The following is a 22958-nucleotide window of genomic DNA, read 5'->3' on the forward strand; positions in this document are numbered from 1 at the left end:
GGCCAACAGACCAATCAACACACAACCATGCACACAAAAATAAAAAATAAGTACATTGGCACACTATTGAGTTCTCAGACATCGTCACCACACAACAGCTACATACCCAAGAGCATGGAACTCGTTGCGAGTAAAAAGTTATTTTTTGTCAGGGCCTGTTTTCCTATCGCCGCTTCAGCCAGAAACAATCTCTTGTCTCTGTGGGGCGCTGTCGGTCGCGCTGACTCGTATTAAGTTACACACCGCTTTAAACTTTCACAAACTCGCTGGTCAGCACGGATTTCGGACACTTTTATTTCATGCCAAGCCAGCCCGCAAGGCCTTTCTCCCACAGGCTGCTTATGCGGCGTGCGTATATCGGCAGGGTTACGGCCCATACGGCGTAGATGCCAAGGCTTATAAGCATCCCCACCCCAGCCGAGACATAACCTTGGGCGAAAAGCCATAACAGTGCTGCGACACCGAGGAGGTACGCCACAAAGACTCCAAGGGTCCTCTTCTCTAGGAACTCGAGGTACGTAAGCCCAGGTACGGTGACGGCCGCGATTGCGGTGATGCCGGCGGCGACCTCGATTGTGTTCCCCCAGAAAGAAAGGGCCAAGCCCACGGCGGCGCAACCAAGGATGGGGATGAGCCCGGTCATTGCGGTCATGGAAGCCCAGCGCCGACGCGTGCCGCCGAGCGTGACGTAATCCCTGAGCGTATCGCGCAACATGCCCATGGGCTGGCTGCTAAAGAAGGCGAAGAATACCCAAGCAATGAAAGCGATGAATTCCATCGGTCCCCACAGCGTGCTCATTAGCGAAAGCACAACGTTGATGGCTAAAAATACGACGACCAGCAGCCACATGCGGACCTGGCGCCGGTATACAGCCTGCGCGTCGAGCGTCGGCGGGAAACGCCCAAGCTTGGATGCAATTCCCAAAGGGGTCGTCGAGTACCCCGTCCTGGTTGGGGTTGGTTTCCGCCACAGCGCCCATGCCAAAGCCGCCGCATAAACAGCCAACGGCCACCAGCTCTGCCGTGCAGCCGCTCCTGCCATGGCTACAACAGCAAAAACCGTGACGATAATCCGGCGGTGTTCATTCCATATCTGTGAGCTCAGGCCAAGTACTTGGTACTTATCAAAACTGGGTTGATACGTCAGGATGGGCACAAGGGGCAAGAGCAAGGTGACAGTTCCCCACTTTTCGCCAAAAAGTACAGGATAAAGCGCAATGAAGAATAGGACTGTTACCCAGACCCATTCCGTTGTGTGCCATAAGAGTTTCATGACTGCTCCTCCAATGCTCGGACAGCCTTTTCAAGTGATACCTCTGCTACCCGGAGATGATGTTCGTTGGCATAGCGGAAGACGGGATCGGGCGAGGTAGTGCGGGCATCGACAAGCACCTGGTCTCCCAGGCTGGTTGAATCGCGCTCCAATACCGGCAGGTCCAGTGCGGAAATGGCCGCGGAGATCGCCTCATCGGGCCCGCTGATTTCCAGGAAGGAATCAACAAATTCATCCACTGGACCGCTAATGGGGTGCTCCCCCATGAGGGAAATGGTGTCCAGCAAGCCCTCTATCTCGTTGAGGTGATGGGTGGATACCACGATGGTGCGACCGTGCTCTTCCCGGAGTACCTGGTAAAAGAGTTCGCGCCGCGGCAGGTCGAGGCCCAGATAAGGCTCGTCCAAAAGCATTATTTCGCAGCCAGAGGCAACGGCGAAAACAAATCCCAACGCCGATTTCTGCCCGCGGGAGAGCGCGGAATACGCTTTATTGGGGAGGTCAAAGCGCGCGATGAGGTCTTCGTAGCGGTCCGCATTCCAGTTGGGCCATCGCGCCTGACCGACGGCGCCGAGTTTCTTGCTTCCCCACGAATCCGGCAGCGGATTGTCGATGCCCATGAGGATTACCCGGTTGAGCACGGATTGGTTATCAAAGGGCTGGCGGTCAAAGACCGTGATGCGGCCGGATTGAATTTGGCCGGCGATTTTTCGCAATAAGGTGGTCTTGCCAATTCCGTTGCGGCCGACCAAGCCATGGGTAAGACCTGCGGAAAAGGTGAAATCGCGGGTAATAATCATGAGTACATTCCTCTGCTTTCTGCAACCCGATCGAAAAGGTGATGGAGCTGGGCGCGGTTGTAGCCCAAGCGAACTGCTTCATCGACAAGCGGGGCCATATATTCCGCGGCGAAGTCGCCTCGTCGGCGCTCGCGGATGGCACGCGAAGCACCCTCGGCCACAAACATGCCAATGCCCCGCCGCTTTTCCAGCACCCCTAAGTCCACCAAGAGGGTGATCCCCTTCCGCGCGGTTGCGGGGTTGATGTTGTGGAAATCCGCCAACTCATTGGTGGAAGGTGCCTTATCGCCCTCCGCCAGAGTGCCGTCCACAATGGCGTCTTCCACCAAGGACGCAATCTGCCGAAAAAGCGGTTGCGTGGAGTTGTCCATCATCACCTTCGGCTCGTTAGTTACTTAGTTAGTTGTGTAACTAACCGTATAACACACTTGCCGATGCCGCAATGGTCACCGAAAACTTTTCATTTGCGGCCAATATGCTGGGAATTGGCGAATTGTGATCGACGTTTCGGGGTGAATAAGGCACACTGGAGGTAACAAAGAATTTTATTTAGAACAATTAGAACGGAACTTAGGAGCCATGCTTGAACGCACACTTGTCTTTGTCGATACCTCATACCTGCTCGCGAGCTTTTATAACTCCTGGGAAACGGGGGCCCGCGCGCAGCTAGAAATTGATCTGCCTGAGGTGGTCAGCACCATGGGCGGGATGATCGAGGAGCAATTAGGCAACCCAATTCAGCGCCAATACTGGTACGACGGAATCCCGGATACCGGTCCGCACCGCTACCAACGCGCCCTTCGCACCTGCGAGGGCGTGCAATTGCGCACGGGACAACTTATTGAATGGGGCGAGCGACGCACCCAAAAGGGCGTAGACACCCGGCTTGTAGCCGATATGGTCATGGCCGCCGTGAAGAACCAGTTCACCGACTTTGTGCTGGTCAGCGGCGACGCGGACATGATTCCCGGCGCGCAGACCGCCGTGGACAATGGCATCCGCGTGCACCTGTACGGGTTTGGCTGGGATTCCATGTCCGCAGCGCTGCGCCATACGTGTGATTCCACCACCATTTTGGATCCCCGCGAGGACTTCGCGGATTCCATGGAGCTGCAGGTCCTCGAGGGCCCGCTTCCCCCAGTGGTCCGCGATGCAGCGCAGAAGGCAGAGGGAGCAGAAGAGGAGCTTCCAGGCGCGGAGCACTGCGACGAGTGCGAGGAGCCCTCCGAGGTGGAAACCGCATTCGGCACCCCGGAAAAGCCGACGCCGGCGCCTGCCCCAAAGCCTGCGCCACCTCAAAGCGCACAGCAGGCCGCAACCCCAACCCCACAAGAGCAAGACAAGCCCTCTGCAGAAGCGGAGAAGGGCCCTGCCGAAGAGGCCGAGGCTACCGATCAAGCAGCACCAAAGCCTGCGCCGAAGCCGTCAATGATGGCACCGCGGCGCAAGCTGCGCTCGAAGTACGTCCCGCTGCCAGAAGAGGTCTGGAGCTCTGCCGGGTTCCAGTCCCCATTCGATGTGGGCCAGCAGTACGCATCGTGGTGGTTTGATAATGCCGCCAACTCAGAGCAGCGCGACCAAGCCCACTTACTGTCTGGCGGCGGATTACCGCCGGAAATCGACCGTCCGCTGCTGCAGTTCGCCTGCGAAACCCTGCATGAATACACCCTGACGGAAACCCAGCGCGTGAACTTGCGCGATGGGTTCCACTCAGGAATCCGCGGCGTGCTAATTAATATCCGCCGCGAGAATTAATCCCCGGATTCGATTTCCTTCTTCTTGGCCATATCGGCGCGCAGCGCATCTAGCCGCGCGCTGGCCTTCATGTCGTTGCCGGCCGCTTGAATCTCACTCATGCGGTCGCCACCGGTTGCCTGCTGCAACTCTTGTGCACCAAGCGCATCGGCATAGCGCTTTTCAATCTTGGAGCGGACGGAATCCAGGCTCGGCACGGAATCATCGGGCTTGAGCTCGTTCATGGAATCGAGCGCTTCCGCGTTCTTTTCCTGCATCGCGGCCTGATCCGCCTGCGCTTCCAGCTGGCTCACCTGTGCCAGCTGCTCCTTAAGGCGGGCCTCGGATTGTTTTTGCTGGTTCTTAGCTTGTTCAGCCGCCTGCTCCGCCGCCGCGTACTGCTGCTTGATGTCTTCCAACTCTTGCTCCACCGCGACGAGCTGGGAAGCCACTACCTCAGCGGCTTGGTTGTACTCATTCGCCTTCTGGGGGTCCTCAGCGGAATCCGCGAGCTCCAGGGCGCGCTCGGTCTGGGATTGGTAATCCTGCTGGGACTTCACCAGGCGGTTCATTTGCATTTCCAACTGAGACTTGTGCCCGATGATCTCTGCCGCATGATCCGAGATTTCTTGGTGCTGTTCCTTGGCGGCCTTGACCGCCTGCTGGATTTGGACCTTTGGATCGGCGTTCTCATCAATCTTTTGATCGAGAGAACTCATCACGTACTTCCAGCCCTTGCTGAAGGGGTTAGCCATCACTATCTCCTTTGGTCATAAAAAAGACGCTTTCTAGCGAGTTTAGCGATACTCACCAGAAAGCGCCGTGGAAGCTCTGAAAATTCAGATTCTATGCCTGCTGTGCGTTCTGCTCTTCAACCTGGCGGCGAACCTCAGCCATATCAAGGTCCTTGACCTGCTTGAGCAGATCCTCCAGCGCTGCGGGCGGCAGTGCGCCAGCCTCGCGGAATACGAGGATGCCATCGCGGAAGATCATCAGGGTAGGAATGGACTGGATCTGCAGGGCGGAAGCAAGGCCCTGGTTTGCCTCGGTGTCCAGCTTGGCAAAGGTAGCATCGGTGTGCTCCTCGGATGCCTTCTCGTAGACAGGGGCAAAGCGCTTACATGGGCCGCACCAGTCCGCCCAGGCATCGACAAGCGTAATGCCTTCGCCGGTTACGGTCTGTTCAAAGTTCTCTTCAGTGACGTCGATAGTAGCCATACTCGTTGTAACTCCTTTACGTTGTGGTTTATTCCCCACCGTACCTAAATTTCTTCCTTGCCAGATACCCCTAGGGGGTATAGCATGGAAGCATAAGCAATCAAGAAAGGATGATTATCATGGCAACGAAGAACTACACCGTAGAAGGAATGAGCTGCGGACACTGTGAAATGTCCATCCGCGAAGAGGTAGGCGAAATCGCCGGTGTTGAGGAAGTTTCTGCGGACCACACCACTGGCGCCGTGTCTGTCTCCGGTAGCGATTTCACCGATGAACAAGTAGCAGCTGCCGTAGCCGAAGCCGGATACACCCTTAAGTAGGCGAATACTATGTCACACGTTGATCTCGGGGTCTCGGGCATGACCTGCACGTCCTGCTCTTCCCGGGTAGAACGCAAGCTCAACAAGGTAGACGGCGTTGAGGCGAGCGTTAACTTTGCCACCGAATCCGCCTCTATTGAGTTCGATCCGGAGACTTCTACGCCTGCGGATCTGATCAAGGTCGTCGAAGGCGCCGGATACAGTGCTTTCGATATGTCTGGCAACGATGACGCAGACCAGGACGGGGACGCAGAGGGCACGCCGGTTGATGATGCCCGCGCTGCAGAACAGCAGAGCCTGTTGCGGCGGACCATCATCTCGGCAGTATTGTCCGCCCCCATCATGGTCATCTCCATGGTGCCCGCCCTGCAGTTCCAGAACTGGCAGTGGGCCTGCGCCATGCTAGCCACCATCGTCTTCATCTTTGGTGGCGCCCCCTTCCACTCCGCTACGTGGACCAACCTGACGCACAGCTCGTTCACCATGGACACCTTGATTTCCATGGGTACCTCGGCCGCGTACCTGTGGTCCCTGTATGCACTGTTCTTCGGCAACGCCGGCGAGCCCGGTATGACGATGAGCATGTCGTGGTCCTCCAGCTCGGCCGACATGGACCATATCTACTTTGAGTCTGTGGGAATGGTCATTACCTTCCTGCTCCTCGGCCGCTGGTTCGAAGTCAAGGCCAAGGGACAATCTTCCGAGGCGCTGCGCACCCTGCTGTCCATGGGCGCGAAGGAAGCCTCCGTGCTGCGGGATGGCAAGGAATCGCGCATTCCCATCTCCCAATTGCAGGTGGGCGATGTCTTCGTTGTACGACCGGGCGAAAAGATTGCCACCGATGGTGAGGTCGTCTCCGGCAATTCTGCAGTCGATACCTCCATGATCACCGGTGAATCCGTCCCGGAAGAAGTGGGCGTGGGCGATACCGTTACCGGCGCCACCATTAACGCTTCCGGCAAGTTGGAGGTTAAGGCCACCCAGGTGGGCGAGGACACGGTCCTATCCCAAATGGCCACCTTGGTCACCAACGCGCAGGCATCCAAGGCCCCCGTGCAGCGCCTAGTGGACCGCATCGCGCAGGTCTTCGTGCCGGTAGTCATCGGCATTTCCGTCCTCACGCTGCTGGTACACCTCATCTTCGGCGGCGTGGCACCGGCGTTTATCGCCGCTGTCTCCGTGTTGATCATCGCCTGCCCTTGCGCGCTGGGCCTTGCCACCCCGACCGCCATCTTGGTGGGCACGGGGCGCGGTGCCCAGCTGGGCCTGCTCATTAAGGGCCCGGAGATTCTCGAGTCCACAAAGCAGGTCGATACCATCGTGATGGATAAAACCGGCACGGTTACCGCCGGTGAAATGTCCGTTACGGCCGTGCATGGTGATGTCCTCGAGTACGCCGCCGCCGTCGAGCGGAACTCCGAGCACCCCATCGCCCAGGCCATTGCGCGCGAGCGCGACGTGGAGCCCGGCACCGACTTTTCCACCAGCACCGCTGGCGTGGAAGCAACGGTGGATGGGGTCCGCGTGGGCGTCGGCAAGCCGCGTGGGGACCTAGGCCAGTACGCTGAGGCATTCCGCAAGGCAGAGGGCGCGGGCGCTACCCCGGTGGCGGTGTACCTCGACGATGAGCTCGCTGGGCTCATTGAGGTCCGGGACACCATCAAGCCCACCTCCGCTGAGGCCGTAGAGCAGATGAAGCAGCTGGGCCTAACCCCGCACCTGCTGACCGGCGATAATGAGGGCGCGGCCCAGCGCGTGGCAGAGGAAGTTGGCATCACCGAGGTCACGGCCGGCGTGGTTCCGGAGGAAAAGGTCGACGTCATCAAGAAGCTCCAGTCCGAGGGGCACAATGTGGCCATGGTTGGTGACGGCGTCAACGATGCCGCGGCCTTGGCCCAGGCGGACCTTGGCTTGGCGATGGGCGCCGGTACCGACGTTGCCATCGAGGCCTCCGATATCACCCTGATGAATGGGGATCTGCGGTCCGCGGCCGATGCCATTCGCCTATCCCGCCGCACACTGCAGATCATTAAGGGCAACCTGTTCTGGGCTTTTGCCTACAATATTATTCTCATCCCCGTGGCGGCCTTTGGCCTGCTCAACCCGCTATTTGCAGGCATCGCCATGGCATTGAGCTCCGTATTCGTCGTCTCCAATTCCCTGCGTCTCCGGAAATTTTCTAGCCAGCGCTATGATTAGCGCATGCTCAGCCGCAATGAACGATTAGACCGGCTCCCGGTCACCAGCAAACACAAGCGCCTACTCTTGGGCTCCGGCCTAGGGTGGGCGCTCGATGCTATGGATGTGGGGCTCATTTCCTTCATCATGGCCGCCCTGGCCGTGCATTGGGATTTGAGCAGCACCCAAACCTCCTGGCTTGCCTCTGTTGGCTTCCTCGGCATGGCTCTGGGCGCGACATTCGGCGGGCTCCTTGCGGATAAGTACGGCCGCCGCCACATCTTCTCCCTCACCCTCTTGGTCTATGGCCTGGCCACCGGCGCCTCTGCCCTGGCCAGCGGACTGGCCATACTTATTATCTTCCGCTTCATCGTCGGGCTGGGATTGGGCGCTGAGCTGCCGGTCGCCTCCACGCTCATCTCCGAATTCTCACCGCGCCGCATCCGCGGGCGCATGGTAGTCCTCCTCGAGGCCTTCTGGGCGCTCGGCTGGATCCTCGCCGCGCTCATCGGCACCTTCATCGTGGGCGCCGGCGAAAACGGCTGGCGCTGGGGCTTTGCCGTGGGCCTCATCCCCGCCGCTTATTCAGTCTACGTGCGCCTAGGCTTGCCGGAATCGGTGCGCTTCCTCGAATCCAAGGGCCGCCACGGCGAGGCCGAAGAGGTTGTGGCGTCCTTCGAGGAGGCCGCCGCGGGCCAGCCGCTTGACGATGTCCACCCAGAACCCACCGCCTCCACCGAGACCTCCATTTGGGGTCGGGGTTTGCGCCGCCGCACGGCGGCCCTGTGGACCATTTGGTTTTGCGTCAATTTCTCCTATTACGGCGCCTTCATCTGGATCCCGTCCCTGCTGGTGGCCGATGGTTTCTCGCTCGTAAAATCCTTCAGCTTCACCCTCATCATTACCTTGGCACAGCTACCGGGCTACGCCACCGCCGCCTGGCTCATTGAGGTCTGGGGCCGGCGAGTCACCCTCGCCGTGTTCTTGGTCGGCTCCGCCGTCTCGGCCGGGCTCTACGGCACCGCAAGCTCCGAAGTATTCATCATCATCGCCGGGTGCCTGTTGTCCTTCTTCAACCTCGGCGCCTGGGGTGCTCTTTATGCGATTGGTCCGGAGCTCTACCCCACCGCGCTGCGCGGTCGCGGTACAGGTGCCGCCGCCGGTTTTGGTCGCATCGCCTCCATCGTCGCACCGCTCGTTGTGCCGCCACTCATCGCGGCGACCGGTGCTGGATTCCTTTTCGTGCTCTTTGCGGCTGCCTTCGCCATCGCCGCCACAGCTGCATTTACTTTGCCTGAGCTTAAGGGTGAGGCCCTTGCTCGATAAATTAGCCCTTAGCGCGTGGATTGGCGTCATGGTGGCGCTGACCACCCTGAAAGCTTTCTTCCAGATTGGTTACCTGTGGAAGCCCGAAAACCAGCGCGTCCGCGAGCTCCATTTAGTTCCCCTCGATGAATTTTCCGGCAATAGTTGGTTTGCGCCGCTTTTCGAATACGCCGGCAATACCGCCTTCTTCATCCCCTTCGGGCTTTTGATATTCACGCTGTGCCGTTCCGTGAAGGTATCGGCTGCCTGGGGATTCGCGCTGAGCTTAACCCTGGAGACGGCCCAATATGTTTTTGCCCTAGGCCGCACAGATATCGATGATCTGCTCTTTAATACCCTCGGCGCGCTCATCGGTGCAGCGATCGCCCACTGGGGCGGGCAACGCTTCTTCCCGGTATGGCGGTGGCTTTCCCTAGCCGCGGCCGCGGTCTTTATCGTGCTGGTAATTCTGGGTCCCCGCTTAGGGGACCCCGCCGCCGTCGTGGACCTATAAGCCCTTTATCCGTGCGCCATGTTGACGAACTTGGAGTAGTGCAGCTGGTGGGCCACCTGAACCGTGTCAATGGGCCCGCCGCGGTGCTTGGCCAAAATAATATCCGCTTCTCCGGCGCGCTCGTTATCGCGGTCTTGCGAGTCTGGGCGGTATAGCAGCATCACCATATCGGCGTCCTGCTCCAAGGAACCGGACTCACGCAGGTCAGCCAATTGCGGCTTCTTGTCATTACGCGCCTCAGGTCCACGGTTCAGCTGCGAAATGGCAATCACCGGCACCTCAAGTTCCTTAGCCAATAGCTTGAGCTGGCGCGAGAACTCCGAAACCTCTTGCTGGCGCGACTCCACTTTTTTACCCGAAGACATCAGCTGGAGATAGTCCAAAACAATGAGGTCGAGGCCATGCTGCTGCTTGAGCCGGCGGGCTTTCGAACGGATCTCCATCATCGTGAGGTTCGGGGAATCATCAATAAATAGCGGCGCATCTTGAATGCGGTTAAGCGTGTCATCGATCTTCGCCCAATCCTCCATGGAGACGCCACCACTGCGCATATCGGTGAGCTTCACCTCAGATTCCGCGGAGAGCAGGCGCATCACGATCTCTGAGGCGGACATTTCCAAGGAAAAAATGACGGAGGACTTGCCGTGCTGCAGAGAGCACGAGCGAATGAAGTCCATCGCTAGCGTGGACTTACCCACACCGGGTCGCGCCGCCACGATGATCATCTGGCCTGCGTGCAAGCCATTGGTGAGCTTATCCAAGTCAATGAAGCCTGTGGGCACGCCCAATTCAACGCCGCCCGCCTGCTGTAGCGCCGCCAACTCATCAATGGTGGGATCAATCAGATCACCCAGCACGCGGTAGTCCTCAGCGGTCTTGCGCTGGGCGATGGCAAATACTTCCTGCTGGGCTCGGTCGATCACCGATTCGATCTCGGCATCCTCTGTGCCAGAAAATCCCAGTTGGACCACGCGCGTACCGGCATCCACAAGCCGACGCAGGACGGCCTTTTCCGCCACGATTTCCGCGTAATAGCGGGCATTGGCCGCGGTGGGAACGGTAGCCAAAAGGGTGTGTAAGTAGGGCGCACCACCAACGCGTTCGAGGTTATTAAACCTATCCAGCCGCGAGGAAAGGATAAGGGGGTCGATGTCTTGCCCCGCCGCGTAGAGGTCCAGCATGGCACCATAAATTAAGGCGTGGGCCGGATAATAGAAATCATCGGGTTCGAGCTCTTCAATTACCTCCATGACCGTATTGGGGCTGAGCAGCATAGCGCCCAATACGCCCTGCTCTGCTTCCCGGTCCGACGGCGGCTGGCGATACTCCTCGTAGCGCTGCGGTTGATCCTGTTGGTACCGCGGCCGGCGCGCTACGGCATTATCCGGCGCCGGTGGTTCCGGCGGAAGCTGTTCATCATCAAAGCTCGCGTTGGTCATGTGTCCCCCTTGGTGTCCGTAAAGCGACCTTGCGTAACGCTGTCCAAGTGTAGACGAGCTCCCGGACACTACCTGCCTGGGCATAACTCCCACAGTTATCCACAGGTGCTTGTGGAATTACCAGGTAGGCCGATCGTTGCATTTCATTTGCCGAGGTCACGACTGTGGATAACTTGACACCACTGTGACCTGCAATGATAATAACCGCTGGTCAGAGCGGTTATTTTGAAGTGTGAAAATTCCCACAGAGTGACGGAAAATAGGCCGTGACCAGCGGTAAAGTCGTGCAAGAATCTTGGTGAGCCCGTACCCTGAATTCCACATTCATCCACAGATTTTCACAGTTATCCACAGGCCAATTGGGTAGGCAAAAGGCCCCAGGAATTCTCCACCTCACATAGAGAATTCTTGGGGCCTTAAGCCGTGCTGTTGTCTTTGGGTCTGTGGACCGTCGAGCGCTGCTTAAGCAGCGACGACCGAGAAGTTCACCTTGCCGAGCACGTCAGCGTGCAGCTTCAGCTCGACCTGGTAGTTGCCGGTCTTCTTGACCAGGCCCTTGGGCATATCAACGATACGCTTATCCAAGTTAGGGCCACCGGCCTTGGAGACGGCCTTGACAATATCTTCTGCGTTAACGGAACCGAAGAGCTTGCCGGAAGTGGAGGTCTTAACCTTGACCTCAACGTTCGTCAGCTGCTCAAGCTGGTTGCGGACCTCGCGTGCGTGGTCCAGGTCGCGAATTTCGCGAGCTTCCTGGGCGCGCTTGATGCCCTCAATCTGCTTCTCAGCGCCGCGGGAAGCCACGATGGCCAAGCCGCGGGGAAGCAGGTAGTTACGTCCGTAGCCGTCCTTAACCTCAACAATTTCGCCAGCGGCGCCGAGGTTCTCAACGGCAGCGGTGAGGATCAGCTTCATGATCCCTGCCTTTCAATTGAGTTAGTTGAATAGTTGCGGGTGACAGACTTAGAACGGGGGTTCAGAATCAGCGCCTCCAAAGCCGCCTGCTGGCGGTGCGGAGTTCCACGGATCCTCTGCAGGAGCCTGGTTCTGCTGCTGCGACTGCTGCTGTTGCTGGCCTCCAAAGCCGCCCTGATTATTGTTATTCGAGCGCTGCTGCTGACCGCCGCCGCCAAAGTTGCCGCCGCCCTCACGGGGATTGCGGTTTACCTGTGCGGTGGCGTAGCGGAGCGACGGACCGACCTCATCGACGTCGATCTCAAATACAGTGCGGTTTTCACCCTCGCGGGTCTGGAAGGAACGCTGCTTCAAGCGGCCGGTAACGATGATGCGCATGCCCTTGCTCAGGGTCTCAGCGACGTTCTCCGCCGCCTGGCGCCATACGTTGCAGGTCAGGAACATAGCTTCGCCGTCTTCCCACTGGTTCGTCTGCGAATTATAGCGACGAGGCGTGGAGGCGACGCGGAAGTTAGCTACCGCCGCACCCGCTGGGGTGAAGCGAAGCTCGGGGTCAGCAACTATGTTGCCCACCACCGTAATATTGGTATCTCCCTGTGCCATGTCTTTACTCCTTATCGGTTACGTGGATTGTGCTTGATCCCAGTATCCGCTACTTGCTGTCGGTGCGCAGAACCTTGGTACGCAGGATGGTGTCGTTCAGGTTCAGGCGACGGTCGAGCTCGGAAACCGAAGGGTGCTCGCACTCCAGGTTAACGACGGCGTAAATGCCCTCTTCCTTCTTCTCGATGGGGTATGCAAGGCGACGCTTGCCCCATACATCGAGGTTCTCAACCTTGCCGCCGTCCTTGCGGACGATGTCGAGGTACTTATCTAGGGACGGGGTTACGGTGCGCTCATCCTGATTAGGATCCAGAATGATCATGACTTCGTAGTGACGCACGGACCTCATCACCTCCTATGGTCTAGTCGTTTTCGGCTGCATCACCTTTGCGGATGCAGCAGGAGGGTACGTTGCGTCAAGCAACCCCACCACAGTACCGCAAATGACCGGCGAAAAGAAATCTATCCCGTCGTAGTGGAGGCAAAAAAGATAGCACACGTCGCGGGAATGATGGTGAGAAAAACAATGGCAAGGATGCCCAAGATGATGGGCCCGCGCTTATCTTCCCTGTTATGAAACAGCCAAAAGGCCGCCATAACGCAGATAAAGCCCAACAAGATCGACACCATGCCGATTATGGTCACAATCATTGAAATACTCCCGCCACTGGGTCGCGGCCCGTATGCGCCGCACGCACTTTATCTTCCGTTTTATTCCACATTTGCCGCAGCACAATAACCGCCATGGCAATGATGAATCCATCGCGCACAAGGATCGCCACGTCCAAGAGCTCGTGTGGAATACCCTTATTATCGATGCCCAGCATATGCCACATGAGCAGGGGCCATACGAGGGCATCGGCAAGCGCCCAGCCCAAAACCAACCGCCAACGCGGCACGGCCAAGGCCGCTGGAACTAGGAGCCAGAGCGAATACTGCGGGGACCAAACCTTATTGACCAGCAGGAAGGCCGCGACGATGAGGAAGACCAACTCCGCTACCCGCGGGGTAAGCGGGCTGCGCCAGCCGGCCAAGGCAATGCCGGCGCACAAGAAGATGAATGCCACGAGCGAGAAAGTATTCAAAAAGTCCTGGCTGAAAGAAATGTCCAGATTCCGGCTAATCAGCGCATACAGGGTGGTCCATTCCGCGCCGCGTTCCTGGTTCAGGCGGAAAAATTCCGCCCAAGCGTCCGGGTATTTCAAGGCAACGGGAAGGTTGACCACGAACCAAGCGGCAGCCGTAGCGACGGCGACCTTGGCAAAAGCGTCCCAGCGGCGACTGCGCCAGGCAAGGACGAAAAACGCACCGAGCAGAAATACCGGCCATAATTTGAATGCGGTTCCAAGGCCGATGAGGATGCCGGCGAGCCAAGGGCGGTGGCGGCTAATGGCCAGTAGCGCGCCAACGGCAAAGGCGATGGCAGGTATATCCCAATTGCTAAAGGCATGGATGATAATCAACGGGCTGGCGGCTACCAGGATGGTGTCCCACGTGCGGTTTCCCACCAAGAGGTAAACCATGTAGATGACGCCGACCCAGATGCAGGCCATGACCATGGCGGTGAGCCCAAAGTACCAGCCAGCGGCGGGCACCCCAGCCCATTCCACGAGCCCATAGGTATGGCGCGCAATCCAGCCCATCAGGCCCTGGAACATCCCCGCCAATACCGGGTATTCCATGTAACGGGTCAGGCCATCTTCCTGCCAGGAAAAGGCGTAGGGAAAGCCCGGTTGATCTAATCCGCGGCCTTCATAAAGCGGGACGATGTCGTTATAGCAAAAAGAGGTGTACTGGCGGTTAGAGGACCAATCCAGCTTGATGGTGCCGTCTTCGCCGCGAGTACCAGCGGCGCAATTTGCCTTGGATAAGAACCCACCGGCCAAGAAAATCCAGGCTACCGCGATGAGCGCGCGCAGCGGGGTCCACCACTGCGCGCGGCTATCCCGGGCAAAGCGTCCCCTCGGCCCGCCCAAGAACTCTATGACGCCTCGCGCCATTGGTTCGTCTGCGGCGGACAAGCGCTGGTCTTGGCTCACGCGTACCGCTCCTTGCTTAGCCTAAGAGGTCAGCCAGGCCGCCTTCGCGGTCAAGGATGTCATCTAAAGACGGAGCTTCGGGTGGGGCTGGCTCGTTATTGCCGCCGCCATTTCCCCTATTGCCGCCGTTTCCATTATTGCCTCCCTGGTTCTCCGGCTGCTGCGACGGGGCATCGCGACCCGCATCCGGGCTTTCCGCAGGTGCTGGGCTGGTCTCTTCTTCAGGGGCGCCATTTTGCGCTGGACCAGTGTAGTTCTGGGTGCTTTGCCCGCCGGCACTACCACCTGGGTTGTAGGCCGGAGCGCCGCCGCCGGCAGAAACCGTGCCGAAGCGCACCGGGTAAGCAGTGGGGAATTGCTGGAATTCCTGGTCCGCCAAGGAGTTATCCAATACGGACTTCCAGATCTTCGTCGGTGCGCCAGCGCCGTACATGATGCCGCCATACTGGTCGAAAATGGCAGAGGTGTTATCGGCCGTACCTACCCACACGGCGGTGGCAAGCTGCGGGGTGGCACCGACCATCCATGCATCCTTATTGGTTCCCGAATCACCGAGCTGGGTCGTACCGGTCTTAGATGCCGAAGCACGTCCGCCCGCCAGCGAGCCGTTGGACCATGCTGCCACTGGCCCCATGGCCTCAAGGACGTTATTGGCCACATTGGCGGAAACGCGGCGCTCGCCCTCACCGTCTGGGTGTTCATACAGAACTTCCCCTGCGGCATTTTCTACGCGCTGCACAAAGTGCGGGTTGTGCCAGACACCCTGGTTCGCAAGAGTAGACATCGCGGTTGCCATGTCCAACGGACGGGACTGGTACTGGCCCAAGACCACACCTTCGAAAGGCTGCTTGCCGTTTTCAGTCAGCGTCTTTTCGATGCCCGGCAGCGAGCGGGCAACGCCCAAAGCGTGGGCCATATCCGCGGTGTCCTGGGTGCCGTTCTTCAGATCGCTCTGCAGGCGCAAATAAGAGGTGTTCAGGGATTGCTTGGTGGCCTCGCGCAGGTCGCACACGCCACAGCCGCCGCCCACGTTGGTGACCAGATCGGAGCCCGGCAGCTGGTACGGCGCCGAGGAGTAGTTGGTATCCAAGCTAATGCCCTGCTGCAGTGCAGCGGCAAGCGCCATAATTTTGAAGGTCGAACCGGTCTGCAACGGGGAGTTGGCGTAATCCCAACCGTTGGAATCATGCCCGCCAAAGTATCCGCGCACCGCACCCGTCTTCGGGTCAATGGTTACAGAAGCCGCGCGGGCATCCTCTTGTAGCGGCGCCAGCTGGTCATCGACTGCCTGCACCGTATTGTTTTGCACGTTCATATCGATGGTGGTGGTAATGCGCAGGCCGCCGGTAGAGACCTGATTTTCCGTAATTCCCACCTCTTCAAGCTCGCGGATGACCTGGTCCTTAATGTGGCCATTGGCACCCGGGGCTTCCGTATATGCCGAATACTCAGCCGGGTCGCGGGTCTCCGGGAAGACCATCCCATCGCGCTCTTCCTTACTGAGATCGCCCATGTCCACGAGGCCGTCCAGCACGTAGTTCCACCGGTTTTCGGAACCTTCCTGGTTCACGCGCGGATCCAGGCCAGAAGGCGACTGGATAAGGCCGGCGAGCATGGCGCCTTCCTCAGGGGTGAGGTCCTTGGCGTCCTTATCAAAATAGGCATTAGATGCAGCCTGGATGCCGTAGGCATTGCGGCCAAAGTAGACCGTATTCAGGTAGGCGTTGAGGATGTCTTCTTTTTCCCACTCATTGGTCATCTTGATGGAGTAGATGAGCTCGCGCGCTTTGCGCACGTAGGAGTATTCGTTGCCCACCAGGGTGTTTTTCACGTACTGCTGGGTAATCGTGGAACCACCACCGGCGGTGTCATTGCCGGTGACCTTACCCAGTACCGCGCGGCCCAAACCGGTGAAGGAAAAGCCGGAGTTTTCCCAGAAGTCGCGGTCCTCAGCGGCGAGCACGGAGTCCTGGACAAAGACGGGTACTTCATCCAAGGTCACGTGCGTGCGGTTGCCTTCCGGCGGTACCAAACGCGCCAGCTGGGTATCGTTATCGGAGGCATAGATGGTAGAGACCTGGTTATTGGCCAGCTCTTTGGGCTCCGGAACGGTGTATTGCGAATAGGCATAGCCAAAAAGGCCTGCAGGCAGCGCCACAAAAACCACTAGGAGAGCCACAACGACCCACGGCCAAATGCGGCGCTTTTTGGGTTCTTCGCCTTCTTTACGGCGGTCCACCTTAGTGGACTCGCCAGTAGATTCCTTCTCGGTCACTGATTCGTGTCCTCATTCATCCCTGGTAACAAACTAAATAATTGCAGCTTACTGCCTAAGGCGGTGCGCCGAAAACTAACACGCGTTAAAAGCCGTTGCAGAACGCAACAAATGATTCCACCGGCAGTGTCTGCAGACCTCCACCTCATGCACGGTAAATTCCAGGCCTTCACCAACAAATTCCGCTATTTCTTGCTCGCTGCGGGCGCTCCCGGCGCGCCGGCCTAGGCTCTCGCCGTACACCCACCGGGTCAGGCGCAGGTTCTCCCCGCAGACTGGGCAGGGTTTATACATGGTGCGGCCGTGGTGCTCGGCGGCGGCCCGGAGGAGGAAGTCCGCATCGCACACCTCATCGCGCCCCAAGTGCCCGGCGCGGTATTCGCGGACGTGTTGGGTGCGCTCCCATTCGTGAGAAAGCTCGTGCTTAAAGGCAACGGAATTCACCCGCATTATCTTAATTTCCTCTTCTTGATCGATCCATATGCCGTCGTGCTACCACCAGGCATAATTTCTGGCCTAACGTTGCGCAGGCACCACACAGCAACGAATTTATAAAGGAGCATAGTGTGTCTGACAAAGTAAAGGTCGCCATCGTCGGCGTCGGCAACTGCGCCACGTCCCTTATTCAGGGCGTGGAGTTTTATCGCAACGCCGCAGCAGAGGAAAATATTCCTGGCCTGATGCACACGCAGTTCGGGCCCTACCACGTCGGCGATATTGAGTTCGTCGCGGCCTTCGACGTCGATGGAGACAAGGTGGGCAAGGATCTTGCGGAGGCTACCCGCAGCTCCCGCAACTGCACCATCACCATCGCAGACGTCCCAGACCTCGGGGTCACCGTTAAGCGCGGCCCCACCATGGATGGCCTGGGCCGTTACTACCAGGAATCCATTACGGAATCGGATGAAGCTCCTGCCGATGTCGCAGCTGCCCTCCGCGAAGCGGGTGCCGAAGTTGTTGTTTCTTACCTGCCGGTTGGTTCCGAAGAGGCGGATAAGTTCTACGCTCAGGCCGCTATCGATGCCGGTTGCGCATTCGTCAACGCCCTGCCGGTCTTCATTGCTTCTGACCCAGAGTGGGCCAAGAAGTTTGAGGACGCCGGTCTGCCCATCGTGGGCGATGACATCAAGTCCCAGGTTGGCGCAACCATTACCCACCGCGTTATGGCGAAGCTTTTTGAAGACCGCGGCGTACGCCTGGACCGCACGATGCAGCTCAACGTGGGCGGCAACATGGACTTCAAGAACATGCTGGAGCGCGAGCGCCTTGAGTCTAAGAAGATTTCCAAGACCCAGTCCGTGACTTCCAACGTGCACAACTCCCCTATCGCTGGCAAGCGCGCAGACCGCAATGTCCACATCGGCCCGTCGGACTACGTGGAGTGGCTGGATGACCGCAAGTGGGCTTATGTCCGCTTGGAGGGTTCCGCATTCGGAGAGGTTCCGCTGAACCTGGAGTACAAGCTCGAGGTCTGGGACTCCCCTAACTCCGCCGGCATTATTATCGATGCCGTCCGCGCCGCCAAGATCGCCTTGGACCGCAAGGTTGCCGGTCCAGTACTTTCCGCTTCCTCCTACTTGATGAAGTCCCCTCCAGTACAGAAGGCTGACGATGTCGCGCGCAACGAGCTGGAAGATTTTATTAAGGGAAGCTAATTTTTTCGTCGCGATACTACCGCTAGGCGGTAGTGCACGATAGAATTTAGTTCTATGACGCAACATCATGATGAGACGGCCCCAACGAAGTCCCCGTCCAACTACGAGGACGCGGTAGAGGTAGCGCGGGATATCCAACCGGCGCTCAATAAGTTGATTCTTATTTTCCAGCGCACCGCAGAGGGTTCATCGTTGACTACCTCGCAGGTCTCCATCATGAATCAGTTGCGCTTGCGCGGGCCTTCCCGCGTATCCACCATCGCCCAGGCGGAGCTCATCCGCATGCCCACTGCGTCCAACGCGCTCTACCAACTAGAGCGCCGCGGATTCGTGGAACGCCACCGCGATGAGGAAGATCGCCGCGGGGTGCTGGTTGCGCTCACCCAGCTGGGCGAGTCCGAATTGGCCATAGTTTCCGGCCAACGCGCCGCGGCCCTTGCAGAGATTATGCGTTGGCTCGAGCCCGAGGACTTGGCCACCGCCCGCGAGATGGGTGCGGTCATTTCCAAGCTTGCGGATGTATACCGCCCCACCATGGATAGCGAGTAGCAGGCTTGCGGCCGCATGCAATTTTAGTTTTGCGGCCACAACAGACGATAATGAGCCTTAGTACTCATTAAGCTTTCGCATACATATTCATTCTATGGGCAAAAAATCTAAACAACCGCTGCTGCCGACCCTGCACAAGGGCTCGGCCGAAGAGCCGTTGCGCATCCTCATTTCTTGGAGTCCTTCCTCTTCCGGTACGGAACCCCTCGACTTCGCCGCATGGCTATCGCGCACCGTGGTAATAGAGGTACGCGTTATTTCCACGGTTTTCCAGCCTTGGACCACGACGTCTTTGTCCAAGCTGGGCGGGAAATACAAGAAGTGGTTTAAAGAGCAGAAGCAGGCGTGCGCTTCTGCCACCGCCGCAGCCCTGACGGAGGCAGGTATCCCGGAAAAGTACTGGGATGATACGCCCTCCGTGCTTGTCGATGGCCCCTCTCGCCCCCAGCTTCTTACTGAAATGGCCCAGGATTTTCAGGCTGATATCATCCTGCTAGGCCCCAACCAGGCCGCGCCCAAGGGCCGCTTTTTCCCCGGCTCAACTGCGGATACCCTCCTGCACTACTCGCCGCAATCCTTAGGGCTTATCCCGCGCAAGGCCAAATTATCGAAACACGGTGTGACCCGCTTTAATTTTGTCATTACAGAGCGCGGTGACCGTGCTGATAGGGAATTATTGGGCGCAGCCGCGCTGGCGGATCGCTGGGATCTGCCCCTGCGCATCTTGGCCTTCTCGGCGGATGACCTGTTGCATTCCCCGTCGAAGGATAAAAGCGATATTGCGCTCAAGCTCACCGCGGAGTGGCACGAGGATTCATTGGCCATGCTCGACCGGGCTCGCGACCACATCCAAGATTCCTTCCCTGAGCTCGAGGTCTCCTCCGAGATCGGCTCCGGGGCCGGGTGGTCCGGTGCGGTTGATTCGCTTAAGTGGAAAAAGGGCGATCTAATGTTGATGGCCTCTGCCCCACAAGGTCCCATCGCGCGGGTCTTTTTGGGCTCTACCGCAACCGAGTTACTCCCTCATATTCGCGTACCGGTACTCATTCACCCCGCGACCGACTAGGCTTTAATGTATGAGCTCGCGCCCAGAGCACCCCGAAAACGACCTGACGACCGACGCCGATTATGCCAACCTGCGCCGGCCTGAGCCGCAAAGCTTCGATGATTTGGCAGACGAGCCCGATCCCGTCGAGGTAGCCGCCGCCAACCGGCGCTCTACCCGCCAAGCCATCTGGTACATGGTGTCCGTGCTGGTCATCTCCGCGCTATATGGCTTCGGCGTCGCGCTCTTTTCGCGCCTTAGCGGCGGCCCACTGTGCGAGGATGGCACCGCAAGCTGGCTGTGTACCGAGGGCCAAAGAAACTTCTTTGCCATCTCCACCATGATCATCCCACTGCTGGGCATGATCGGCTGCGCGATCATTATGGTGCGCAAGCTGCGTCGCTACCTGCGCTGGCGCAGCTGGATGGCGATCTTTTGGGTCATGGCCTTCAACTTCATGATCTGGGCCATTAGCGATATTCAGCTGCTATTGGTGCGCTAACCCCGCACCCAGCTGTCCAAGCTAGCTGGCAAGGCGAAGGGCCACTTCCTCACAATCCGGCCTCCCGCAGTGCTGGGTTTCCGCATTCTGGATGCAGTCATCACAGATGAGCACCTGTTGGCGGCACGTGTCTTCATTAATGCAGTTGTGAAAGGTATTAGTTCCCTTGCCACAGTGCACGCAGTGGCCCAATTGGATAAAGCCTGGATCCTCTAGTCCTTGGCCAAATTCCTGGTGCATGCGCTTGTCAAAGACGTACATGGAGCCTTCCCACAGCCCATCATTGCCGTACTTTTCGCCGTAGCGCACGATGCCGCCATCGATTTGGTAGATCTCGTTGAAGCCGCGGTTCTTCATTAGAGAGGAAAGGACCTCGCACCGGATGCCGCCTGTGCAATAGGAGACGACCGGCTTGTCCTTCATCCAGTCATATTTGCCGGATTCCAGTTCCTCAATGAAGTCATGGGTGGTGCGCACATCCGGCACAACGGCATTTTTGAACTTGCCAATCTCTGCTTCCATGGCATTGCGGCCATCGAAGAAGACGACTTCATCGCCGCGCTCTTCTACCAGCTTGTTGACCTCTTCCGGCTTGAGGTGCGTGCCGCCGCCCACGACGCCGTTTTCATCCACCTTCAGCTCACCCGGCGCGCCAAAGGCCACGATTTCATCGCGCACCTTGACCGATAGGCGCGGGAAATCCTCGGCTCCGCCATCGGACCACTTAAACTGCATGCGCTTAAAGCCCGGGTACTCACGGGTTTGGCGCACGTAGCGCTTGCAGGCATCCATGTCGCCGCCGACGGTGCCATTGATGCCGTGTTCCGAAATGAGGATGCGACCCTTCAAGCCCAAGGACTCGCACAGGGTGCGCTGCCACAGCATGACGGCGGTCGGATCCTCGATGGGGGTAAAGCAGTAATACAGGAGAACTTTGCCGATAGTCACGCCCATAATCTTAGGCCCGCTACCGGAAAGATCCCCAATTCCTTAGCGCTTTTGGTAGAGCGCTTTCTTGCGGGCGAAGGCCGGATCCGAGGTCACGAGCACGCCAAGGTTGCGGAAGATTCCCTCATCCACCGAGCCCAGGATGGTGGTGGTGTGGACGTCGCAGCCGGCGAGCTCCTTGATCTGCTCCAGCGCCTTGCGCGCATCCTCGTCCTTCGCGGCGGATACGGATAGCGCGATAAGCACCTCATCGGTGTGCAAGCGTGGGTTGGAAGATCCCAGGTGCTTCGTCTTCAGCGTTTGGATTGGCTCTATCGACTCCGGCGAGAGCAGGTGCGTTTCGTCATCGATGCCGGCTAAATACTTGAGGGCATTGAGTAGCATCGCCGCGGAGCACCCCAGCAGCGGGGAGGTGCGGCCGGTGATGATGGTGCCATCGTGCAGCTGCATCGCGGAGGCGGGGCCATCGGTTTCCTCCGCACGCTTGCGGGCCGGGCCAACCACTGGGCGGTCATCGACTTTGATGCCGGCCTTTGCCATGACGACGGCGGCGCGCTCGGACTGCTCATCGCCCAGCCCGGCGCGGGCTTCTTCTACCTTGGCCTTGAAATAGCGGCGGATGATTTCCTGCTGCGCGGCGGCGCGGCAGACCGCATCATCGGTAATGCAGTAGCCGGCCATATTCACGCCCATGTCCGTGGGCGATTCGTACGGCGTGGCGCCGGTGAGCTTTTCCAGCAGGGTCCGCAACAGCGGGAAGGCTTCGACGTCGCGGTTGTAGTTCACCGTGGATTCGCCGTGGGCGCTCAAGTGGAAGTGGTCAATAATATTGGAATCGTTCAAGTCCACGGTGGCGGCCTCGTAAGCGAGGTTGACCGGGTGCTCGAGGGGAAGATTCCAGATGGGGAAGGTCTCAAACTTGGCATAACCAGTGTTATTGCCGCGCTGGTGCTCGTGGTAGACCTGCGATAGTGCGGTGGCGAGCTTGCCGGAACCAGGACCTGGGGCGGTGACAACCACCAAGTCCCGGGAGGTTTCGGCAAATTCGTTCTTACCAAAACCATCCTCAGAGACAATGAGGTCAGTATTCGTGGGATAACCAGGGATAACGCGGTGGCGGGCGACCTTGAGGCCGAGGCGCTCAAGCTTTTCGATGAACGCCTCTGCCTGCGTATTTCCGTCTTCCACCTGGGTCATGACGATGTTTTCAACCAAGAAGCCGCGGCTGCGGAATACGTCCACTAGGCGCAGGAGGTCGTCTTCATACAGGATGTCTAAATCAGCGCGTACCTTGTGGCGGGCAATGTCTTTGGCGTTGATGCACGGGAGGATTTCAATTTCCTCTTTGATGCGCTCCAGCATGGCGATCTTGTTATCCGGGGTAAAGCCCGGCAGCACGCGGGAGGCGTGCATATCATCGAAAAGCTTGCCGCCCATTTCCAGATAGAGCTTTCCGCCGATTTCTTCGCGGCGGGCCTGGATGTGCTTTGACTGCAGCTCAATGTATTTTTCTCGGTCAAAACCGATTTTATGCGTCATGATTTATCGACCCTTCAATAGAAATAAAATCAATCCGCGCTTCGAGTTTACTCTTTTTCATCCCCCAGCGCCACGCGCCCTAGTTGGGGGCGACCAACGATTTCACT

At 58.4% G+C, this 22958-nt stretch carries 24 protein-coding genes; 9 read left to right on the top strand and 15 right to left on the bottom strand.

Going from position 1 to position 22958, the window contains the following annotated elements; translation table 11 throughout:
- Positions 1-292: 292 nt before the first annotated feature.
- The 3 genes from ABRP88_RS07170 to ABRP88_RS07180 are packed head-to-tail and all read right to left on the bottom strand — an operon-like array spanning position 293 to position 2444.
- On the bottom strand, positions 293-1273 hold the full coding sequence (locus ABRP88_RS07170; protein ID WP_349836772.1) for a hypothetical protein: 981 nt from the start codon (positions 1271-1273) through the stop codon (positions 293-295).
- A complete protein-coding gene (locus tag ABRP88_RS07175) occupies positions 1270-2073 on the bottom strand; it encodes an ATP-binding cassette domain-containing protein (RefSeq protein ID WP_349836773.1) in 804 nt (267 codons plus the stop codon). The genes ABRP88_RS07170 and ABRP88_RS07175 overlap by 4 nt, the downstream gene beginning before the upstream one ends.
- Positions 2070-2444 (bottom strand): GntR family transcriptional regulator, encoded by a 375-nt coding sequence (locus ABRP88_RS07180; protein ID WP_349836855.1) that lies wholly within the window; start codon positions 2442-2444, stop codon positions 2070-2072. The genes ABRP88_RS07175 and ABRP88_RS07180 overlap by 4 nt, the downstream gene beginning before the upstream one ends.
- Before the next feature lie 208 nt (positions 2445-2652).
- Between ABRP88_RS07180 and ABRP88_RS07185 the strand changes: the two genes are divergently transcribed.
- Positions 2653-3828, top strand: a complete 1176-nt coding sequence (locus tag ABRP88_RS07185; RefSeq protein WP_349836774.1) for an NYN domain-containing protein — start codon at positions 2653-2655, stop codon at positions 3826-3828.
- Here ABRP88_RS07185 and ABRP88_RS07190 read toward each other — a convergent pair.
- Positions 3825-4562, bottom strand: a complete 738-nt coding sequence (locus ABRP88_RS07190) for a PspA/IM30 family protein (protein ID WP_349836775.1) — start codon at positions 4560-4562, stop codon at positions 3825-3827. The genes ABRP88_RS07185 and ABRP88_RS07190 overlap by 4 nt on opposite strands.
- 91 nt (positions 4563-4653) lie before the next feature.
- Positions 4654-5025 carry a thioredoxin gene (gene trxA / locus ABRP88_RS07195; protein WP_005275779.1) on the bottom strand — a complete coding sequence of 124 codons (372 nt, stop codon included), beginning with the start codon at positions 5023-5025 and terminating at the stop codon, positions 4654-4656.
- 119 nt (positions 5026-5144) lie between these two features.
- Here trxA and ABRP88_RS07200 point away from each other — a divergent pair, with 119 nt between their 5' ends.
- Genes ABRP88_RS07200 through ABRP88_RS07215 form a run of 4 tightly spaced genes read left to right on the top strand, consistent with a single transcriptional unit; the run spans position 5145 to position 9342 of the window.
- Entirely contained in the window at positions 5145-5345 is a 201-nt protein-coding gene (locus tag ABRP88_RS07200) for a heavy-metal-associated domain-containing protein (RefSeq protein ID WP_023024475.1), read from the top strand.
- Positions 5346-5354: 9 nt separating this feature from the next.
- Positions 5355-7544: a heavy metal translocating P-type ATPase gene (locus ABRP88_RS07205; RefSeq protein ID WP_349836776.1), complete on the top strand. Its 2190-nt coding sequence runs from the start codon at positions 5355-5357 to the stop codon at positions 7542-7544.
- Between the two features lie 3 nt (positions 7545-7547).
- On the top strand, positions 7548-8849 hold the full coding sequence (locus tag ABRP88_RS07210) for an MFS transporter (RefSeq protein ID WP_349836777.1): 1302 nt from the start codon (positions 7548-7550) through the stop codon (positions 8847-8849).
- A gap of 28 nt (positions 8850-8877) precedes the next feature.
- On the top strand, positions 8878-9342 hold the full coding sequence (locus ABRP88_RS07215) for a VanZ family protein (protein WP_284853914.1): 465 nt from the start codon (positions 8878-8880) through the stop codon (positions 9340-9342).
- A gap of 5 nt (positions 9343-9347) precedes the next feature.
- Here ABRP88_RS07215 and dnaB read toward each other — a convergent pair whose 3' ends face one another.
- The 8 genes from dnaB to ABRP88_RS07255 all read right to left on the bottom strand — a co-directional run bounded on the left by dnaB (position 9348) and on the right by ABRP88_RS07255 (position 17063).
- Positions 9348-10781 (bottom strand): replicative DNA helicase, encoded by a 1434-nt coding sequence (gene dnaB, locus ABRP88_RS07220; protein WP_349836778.1) that lies wholly within the window; start codon positions 10779-10781, stop codon positions 9348-9350.
- Positions 10782-11243: 462 nt separating this feature from the next.
- On the bottom strand, positions 11244-11696 hold the full coding sequence (rplI, locus tag ABRP88_RS07225) for a 50S ribosomal protein L9 (RefSeq protein WP_005275797.1): 453 nt from the start codon (positions 11694-11696) through the stop codon (positions 11244-11246).
- Between the two features lie 48 nt (positions 11697-11744).
- Positions 11745-12299: a single-stranded DNA-binding protein gene (locus ABRP88_RS07230; protein WP_284771256.1), complete on the bottom strand. Its 555-nt coding sequence runs from the start codon at positions 12297-12299 to the stop codon at positions 11745-11747.
- Positions 12300-12348: 49 nt separating this feature from the next.
- Positions 12349-12639 (bottom strand): 30S ribosomal protein S6, encoded by a 291-nt coding sequence (gene rpsF, locus ABRP88_RS07235; protein WP_023016353.1) that lies wholly within the window; start codon positions 12637-12639, stop codon positions 12349-12351.
- Between the two features lie 122 nt (positions 12640-12761).
- The gene (locus ABRP88_RS07240; RefSeq protein ID WP_284771257.1) at positions 12762-12950 is read right to left on the bottom strand and encodes a hypothetical protein; all 189 of its coding nucleotides are present in this window, start codon (positions 12948-12950) and stop codon (positions 12762-12764) included.
- Positions 12947-14338: a glycosyltransferase family 87 protein gene (locus ABRP88_RS07245; RefSeq protein ID WP_349836779.1), complete on the bottom strand. Its 1392-nt coding sequence runs from the start codon at positions 14336-14338 to the stop codon at positions 12947-12949. Before ABRP88_RS07245 ends, ABRP88_RS07240 begins: the two co-directional genes overlap by 4 nt.
- Positions 14339-14354: 16 nt before the next feature.
- Entirely contained in the window at positions 14355-16613 is a 2259-nt protein-coding gene (locus tag ABRP88_RS07250) for a transglycosylase domain-containing protein (protein WP_284853883.1), read from the bottom strand.
- Positions 16614-16688: 75 nt separating this feature from the next.
- On the bottom strand, positions 16689-17063 hold the full coding sequence (locus ABRP88_RS07255; RefSeq protein ID WP_349836780.1) for a DUF5318 family protein: 375 nt from the start codon (positions 17061-17063) through the stop codon (positions 16689-16691).
- Positions 17064-17179: 116 nt separating this feature from the next.
- On the opposite strand from ABRP88_RS07255, the gene ABRP88_RS07260 reads away from it, so the two are divergent.
- From ABRP88_RS07260 to ABRP88_RS07275, 4 genes are all read left to right on the top strand, one after another.
- Positions 17180-18268: an inositol-3-phosphate synthase gene (locus ABRP88_RS07260; protein WP_284853885.1), complete on the top strand. Its 1089-nt coding sequence runs from the start codon at positions 17180-17182 to the stop codon at positions 18266-18268.
- 54 nt (positions 18269-18322) lie between these two features.
- A complete protein-coding gene (locus ABRP88_RS07265; protein ID WP_349836781.1) occupies positions 18323-18817 on the top strand; it encodes a MarR family winged helix-turn-helix transcriptional regulator in 495 nt (164 codons plus the stop codon).
- 94 nt (positions 18818-18911) lie between these two features.
- Positions 18912-19883, top strand: coding sequence for a universal stress protein (locus ABRP88_RS07270; protein WP_349836782.1), 972 nt, complete (start codon positions 18912-18914; stop codon positions 19881-19883).
- 10 nt (positions 19884-19893) lie between these two features.
- The gene (locus tag ABRP88_RS07275) at positions 19894-20364 is read left to right on the top strand and encodes a hypothetical protein (RefSeq protein WP_349836784.1); all 471 of its coding nucleotides are present in this window, start codon (positions 19894-19896) and stop codon (positions 20362-20364) included.
- A 21-nt stretch (positions 20365-20385) separates the two neighbouring features.
- On the opposite strand, the gene trhO is transcribed toward ABRP88_RS07275, so the two are convergent.
- Complete coding sequence (gene trhO / locus ABRP88_RS07280; protein ID WP_349836785.1) at positions 20386-21312, bottom strand: oxygen-dependent tRNA uridine(34) hydroxylase TrhO; 927 nt, start codon at positions 21310-21312, stop codon at positions 20386-20388.
- A 42-nt stretch (positions 21313-21354) separates the two neighbouring features.
- Positions 21355-22851 (bottom strand): DUF1846 domain-containing protein, encoded by a 1497-nt coding sequence (locus ABRP88_RS07285; protein ID WP_349836787.1) that lies wholly within the window; start codon positions 22849-22851, stop codon positions 21355-21357.
- Positions 22852-22958: the final 107 nt, after the last annotated feature.

The organism is Corynebacterium sp. KPL2734 (assembly GCF_040225595.1).
In the GTDB taxonomy this organism is placed as follows: Bacteria; Actinomycetota; Actinomycetes; order Mycobacteriales; family Mycobacteriaceae; genus Corynebacterium; species Corynebacterium rhinophilum.

Excerpts from the sequence above, each read along its gene's own strand:
- ABRP88_RS07240 (WP_284771257.1), bottom strand. The coding sequence starts at position 12,950 with ATGATTGTGACCATAATCGGCATGGTGTCGATCTTGTTGGGCTTTATC.
- rplI (WP_005275797.1), bottom strand. The coding sequence starts at position 11,696 with ATGAAGCTGATCCTCACCGCTGCCGTTGAGAACCTCGGCGCCGCTGGC.
- ABRP88_RS07170 (WP_349836772.1), bottom strand. The coding sequence starts at position 1,273 with ATGAAACTCTTATGGCACACAACGGAATGGGTCTGGGTAACAGTCCTA.
- ABRP88_RS07275 (WP_349836784.1), top strand. The coding sequence starts at position 19,894 with ATGAGCTCGCGCCCAGAGCACCCCGAAAACGACCTGACGACCGACGCC.
- ABRP88_RS07215 (WP_284853914.1), top strand. The coding sequence starts at position 8,878 with ATGGTGGCGCTGACCACCCTGAAAGCTTTCTTCCAGATTGGTTACCTG.
- ABRP88_RS07200 (WP_023024475.1), top strand. The coding sequence starts at position 5,145 with ATGGCAACGAAGAACTACACCGTAGAAGGAATGAGCTGCGGACACTGT.
- ABRP88_RS07270 (WP_349836782.1), top strand. The coding sequence starts at position 18,912 with ATGGGCAAAAAATCTAAACAACCGCTGCTGCCGACCCTGCACAAGGGC.
- dnaB (WP_349836778.1), bottom strand. The coding sequence starts at position 10,781 with ATGACCAACGCGAGCTTTGATGATGAACAGCTTCCGCCGGAACCACCG.
- trxA (WP_005275779.1), bottom strand. The coding sequence starts at position 5,025 with ATGGCTACTATCGACGTCACTGAAGAGAACTTTGAACAGACCGTAACC.
- ABRP88_RS07205 (WP_349836776.1), top strand. The coding sequence starts at position 5,355 with ATGTCACACGTTGATCTCGGGGTCTCGGGCATGACCTGCACGTCCTGC.
- ABRP88_RS07230 (WP_284771256.1), bottom strand. The coding sequence starts at position 12,299 with ATGGCACAGGGAGATACCAATATTACGGTGGTGGGCAACATAGTTGCT.
- ABRP88_RS07180 (WP_349836855.1), bottom strand. The coding sequence starts at position 2,444 with ATGGACAACTCCACGCAACCGCTTTTTCGGCAGATTGCGTCCTTGGTG.
- ABRP88_RS07190 (WP_349836775.1), bottom strand. The coding sequence starts at position 4,562 with ATGGCTAACCCCTTCAGCAAGGGCTGGAAGTACGTGATGAGTTCTCTC.
- ABRP88_RS07210 (WP_349836777.1), top strand. The coding sequence starts at position 7,548 with ATGCTCAGCCGCAATGAACGATTAGACCGGCTCCCGGTCACCAGCAAA.
- ABRP88_RS07185 (WP_349836774.1), top strand. The coding sequence starts at position 2,653 with ATGCTTGAACGCACACTTGTCTTTGTCGATACCTCATACCTGCTCGCG.
- ABRP88_RS07265 (WP_349836781.1), top strand. The coding sequence starts at position 18,323 with ATGACGCAACATCATGATGAGACGGCCCCAACGAAGTCCCCGTCCAAC.
- ABRP88_RS07255 (WP_349836780.1), bottom strand. The coding sequence starts at position 17,063 with ATGCGGGTGAATTCCGTTGCCTTTAAGCACGAGCTTTCTCACGAATGG.
- ABRP88_RS07175 (WP_349836773.1), bottom strand. The coding sequence starts at position 2,073 with ATGATTATTACCCGCGATTTCACCTTTTCCGCAGGTCTTACCCATGGC.
- ABRP88_RS07285 (WP_349836787.1), bottom strand. The coding sequence starts at position 22,851 with ATGACGCATAAAATCGGTTTTGACCGAGAAAAATACATTGAGCTGCAG.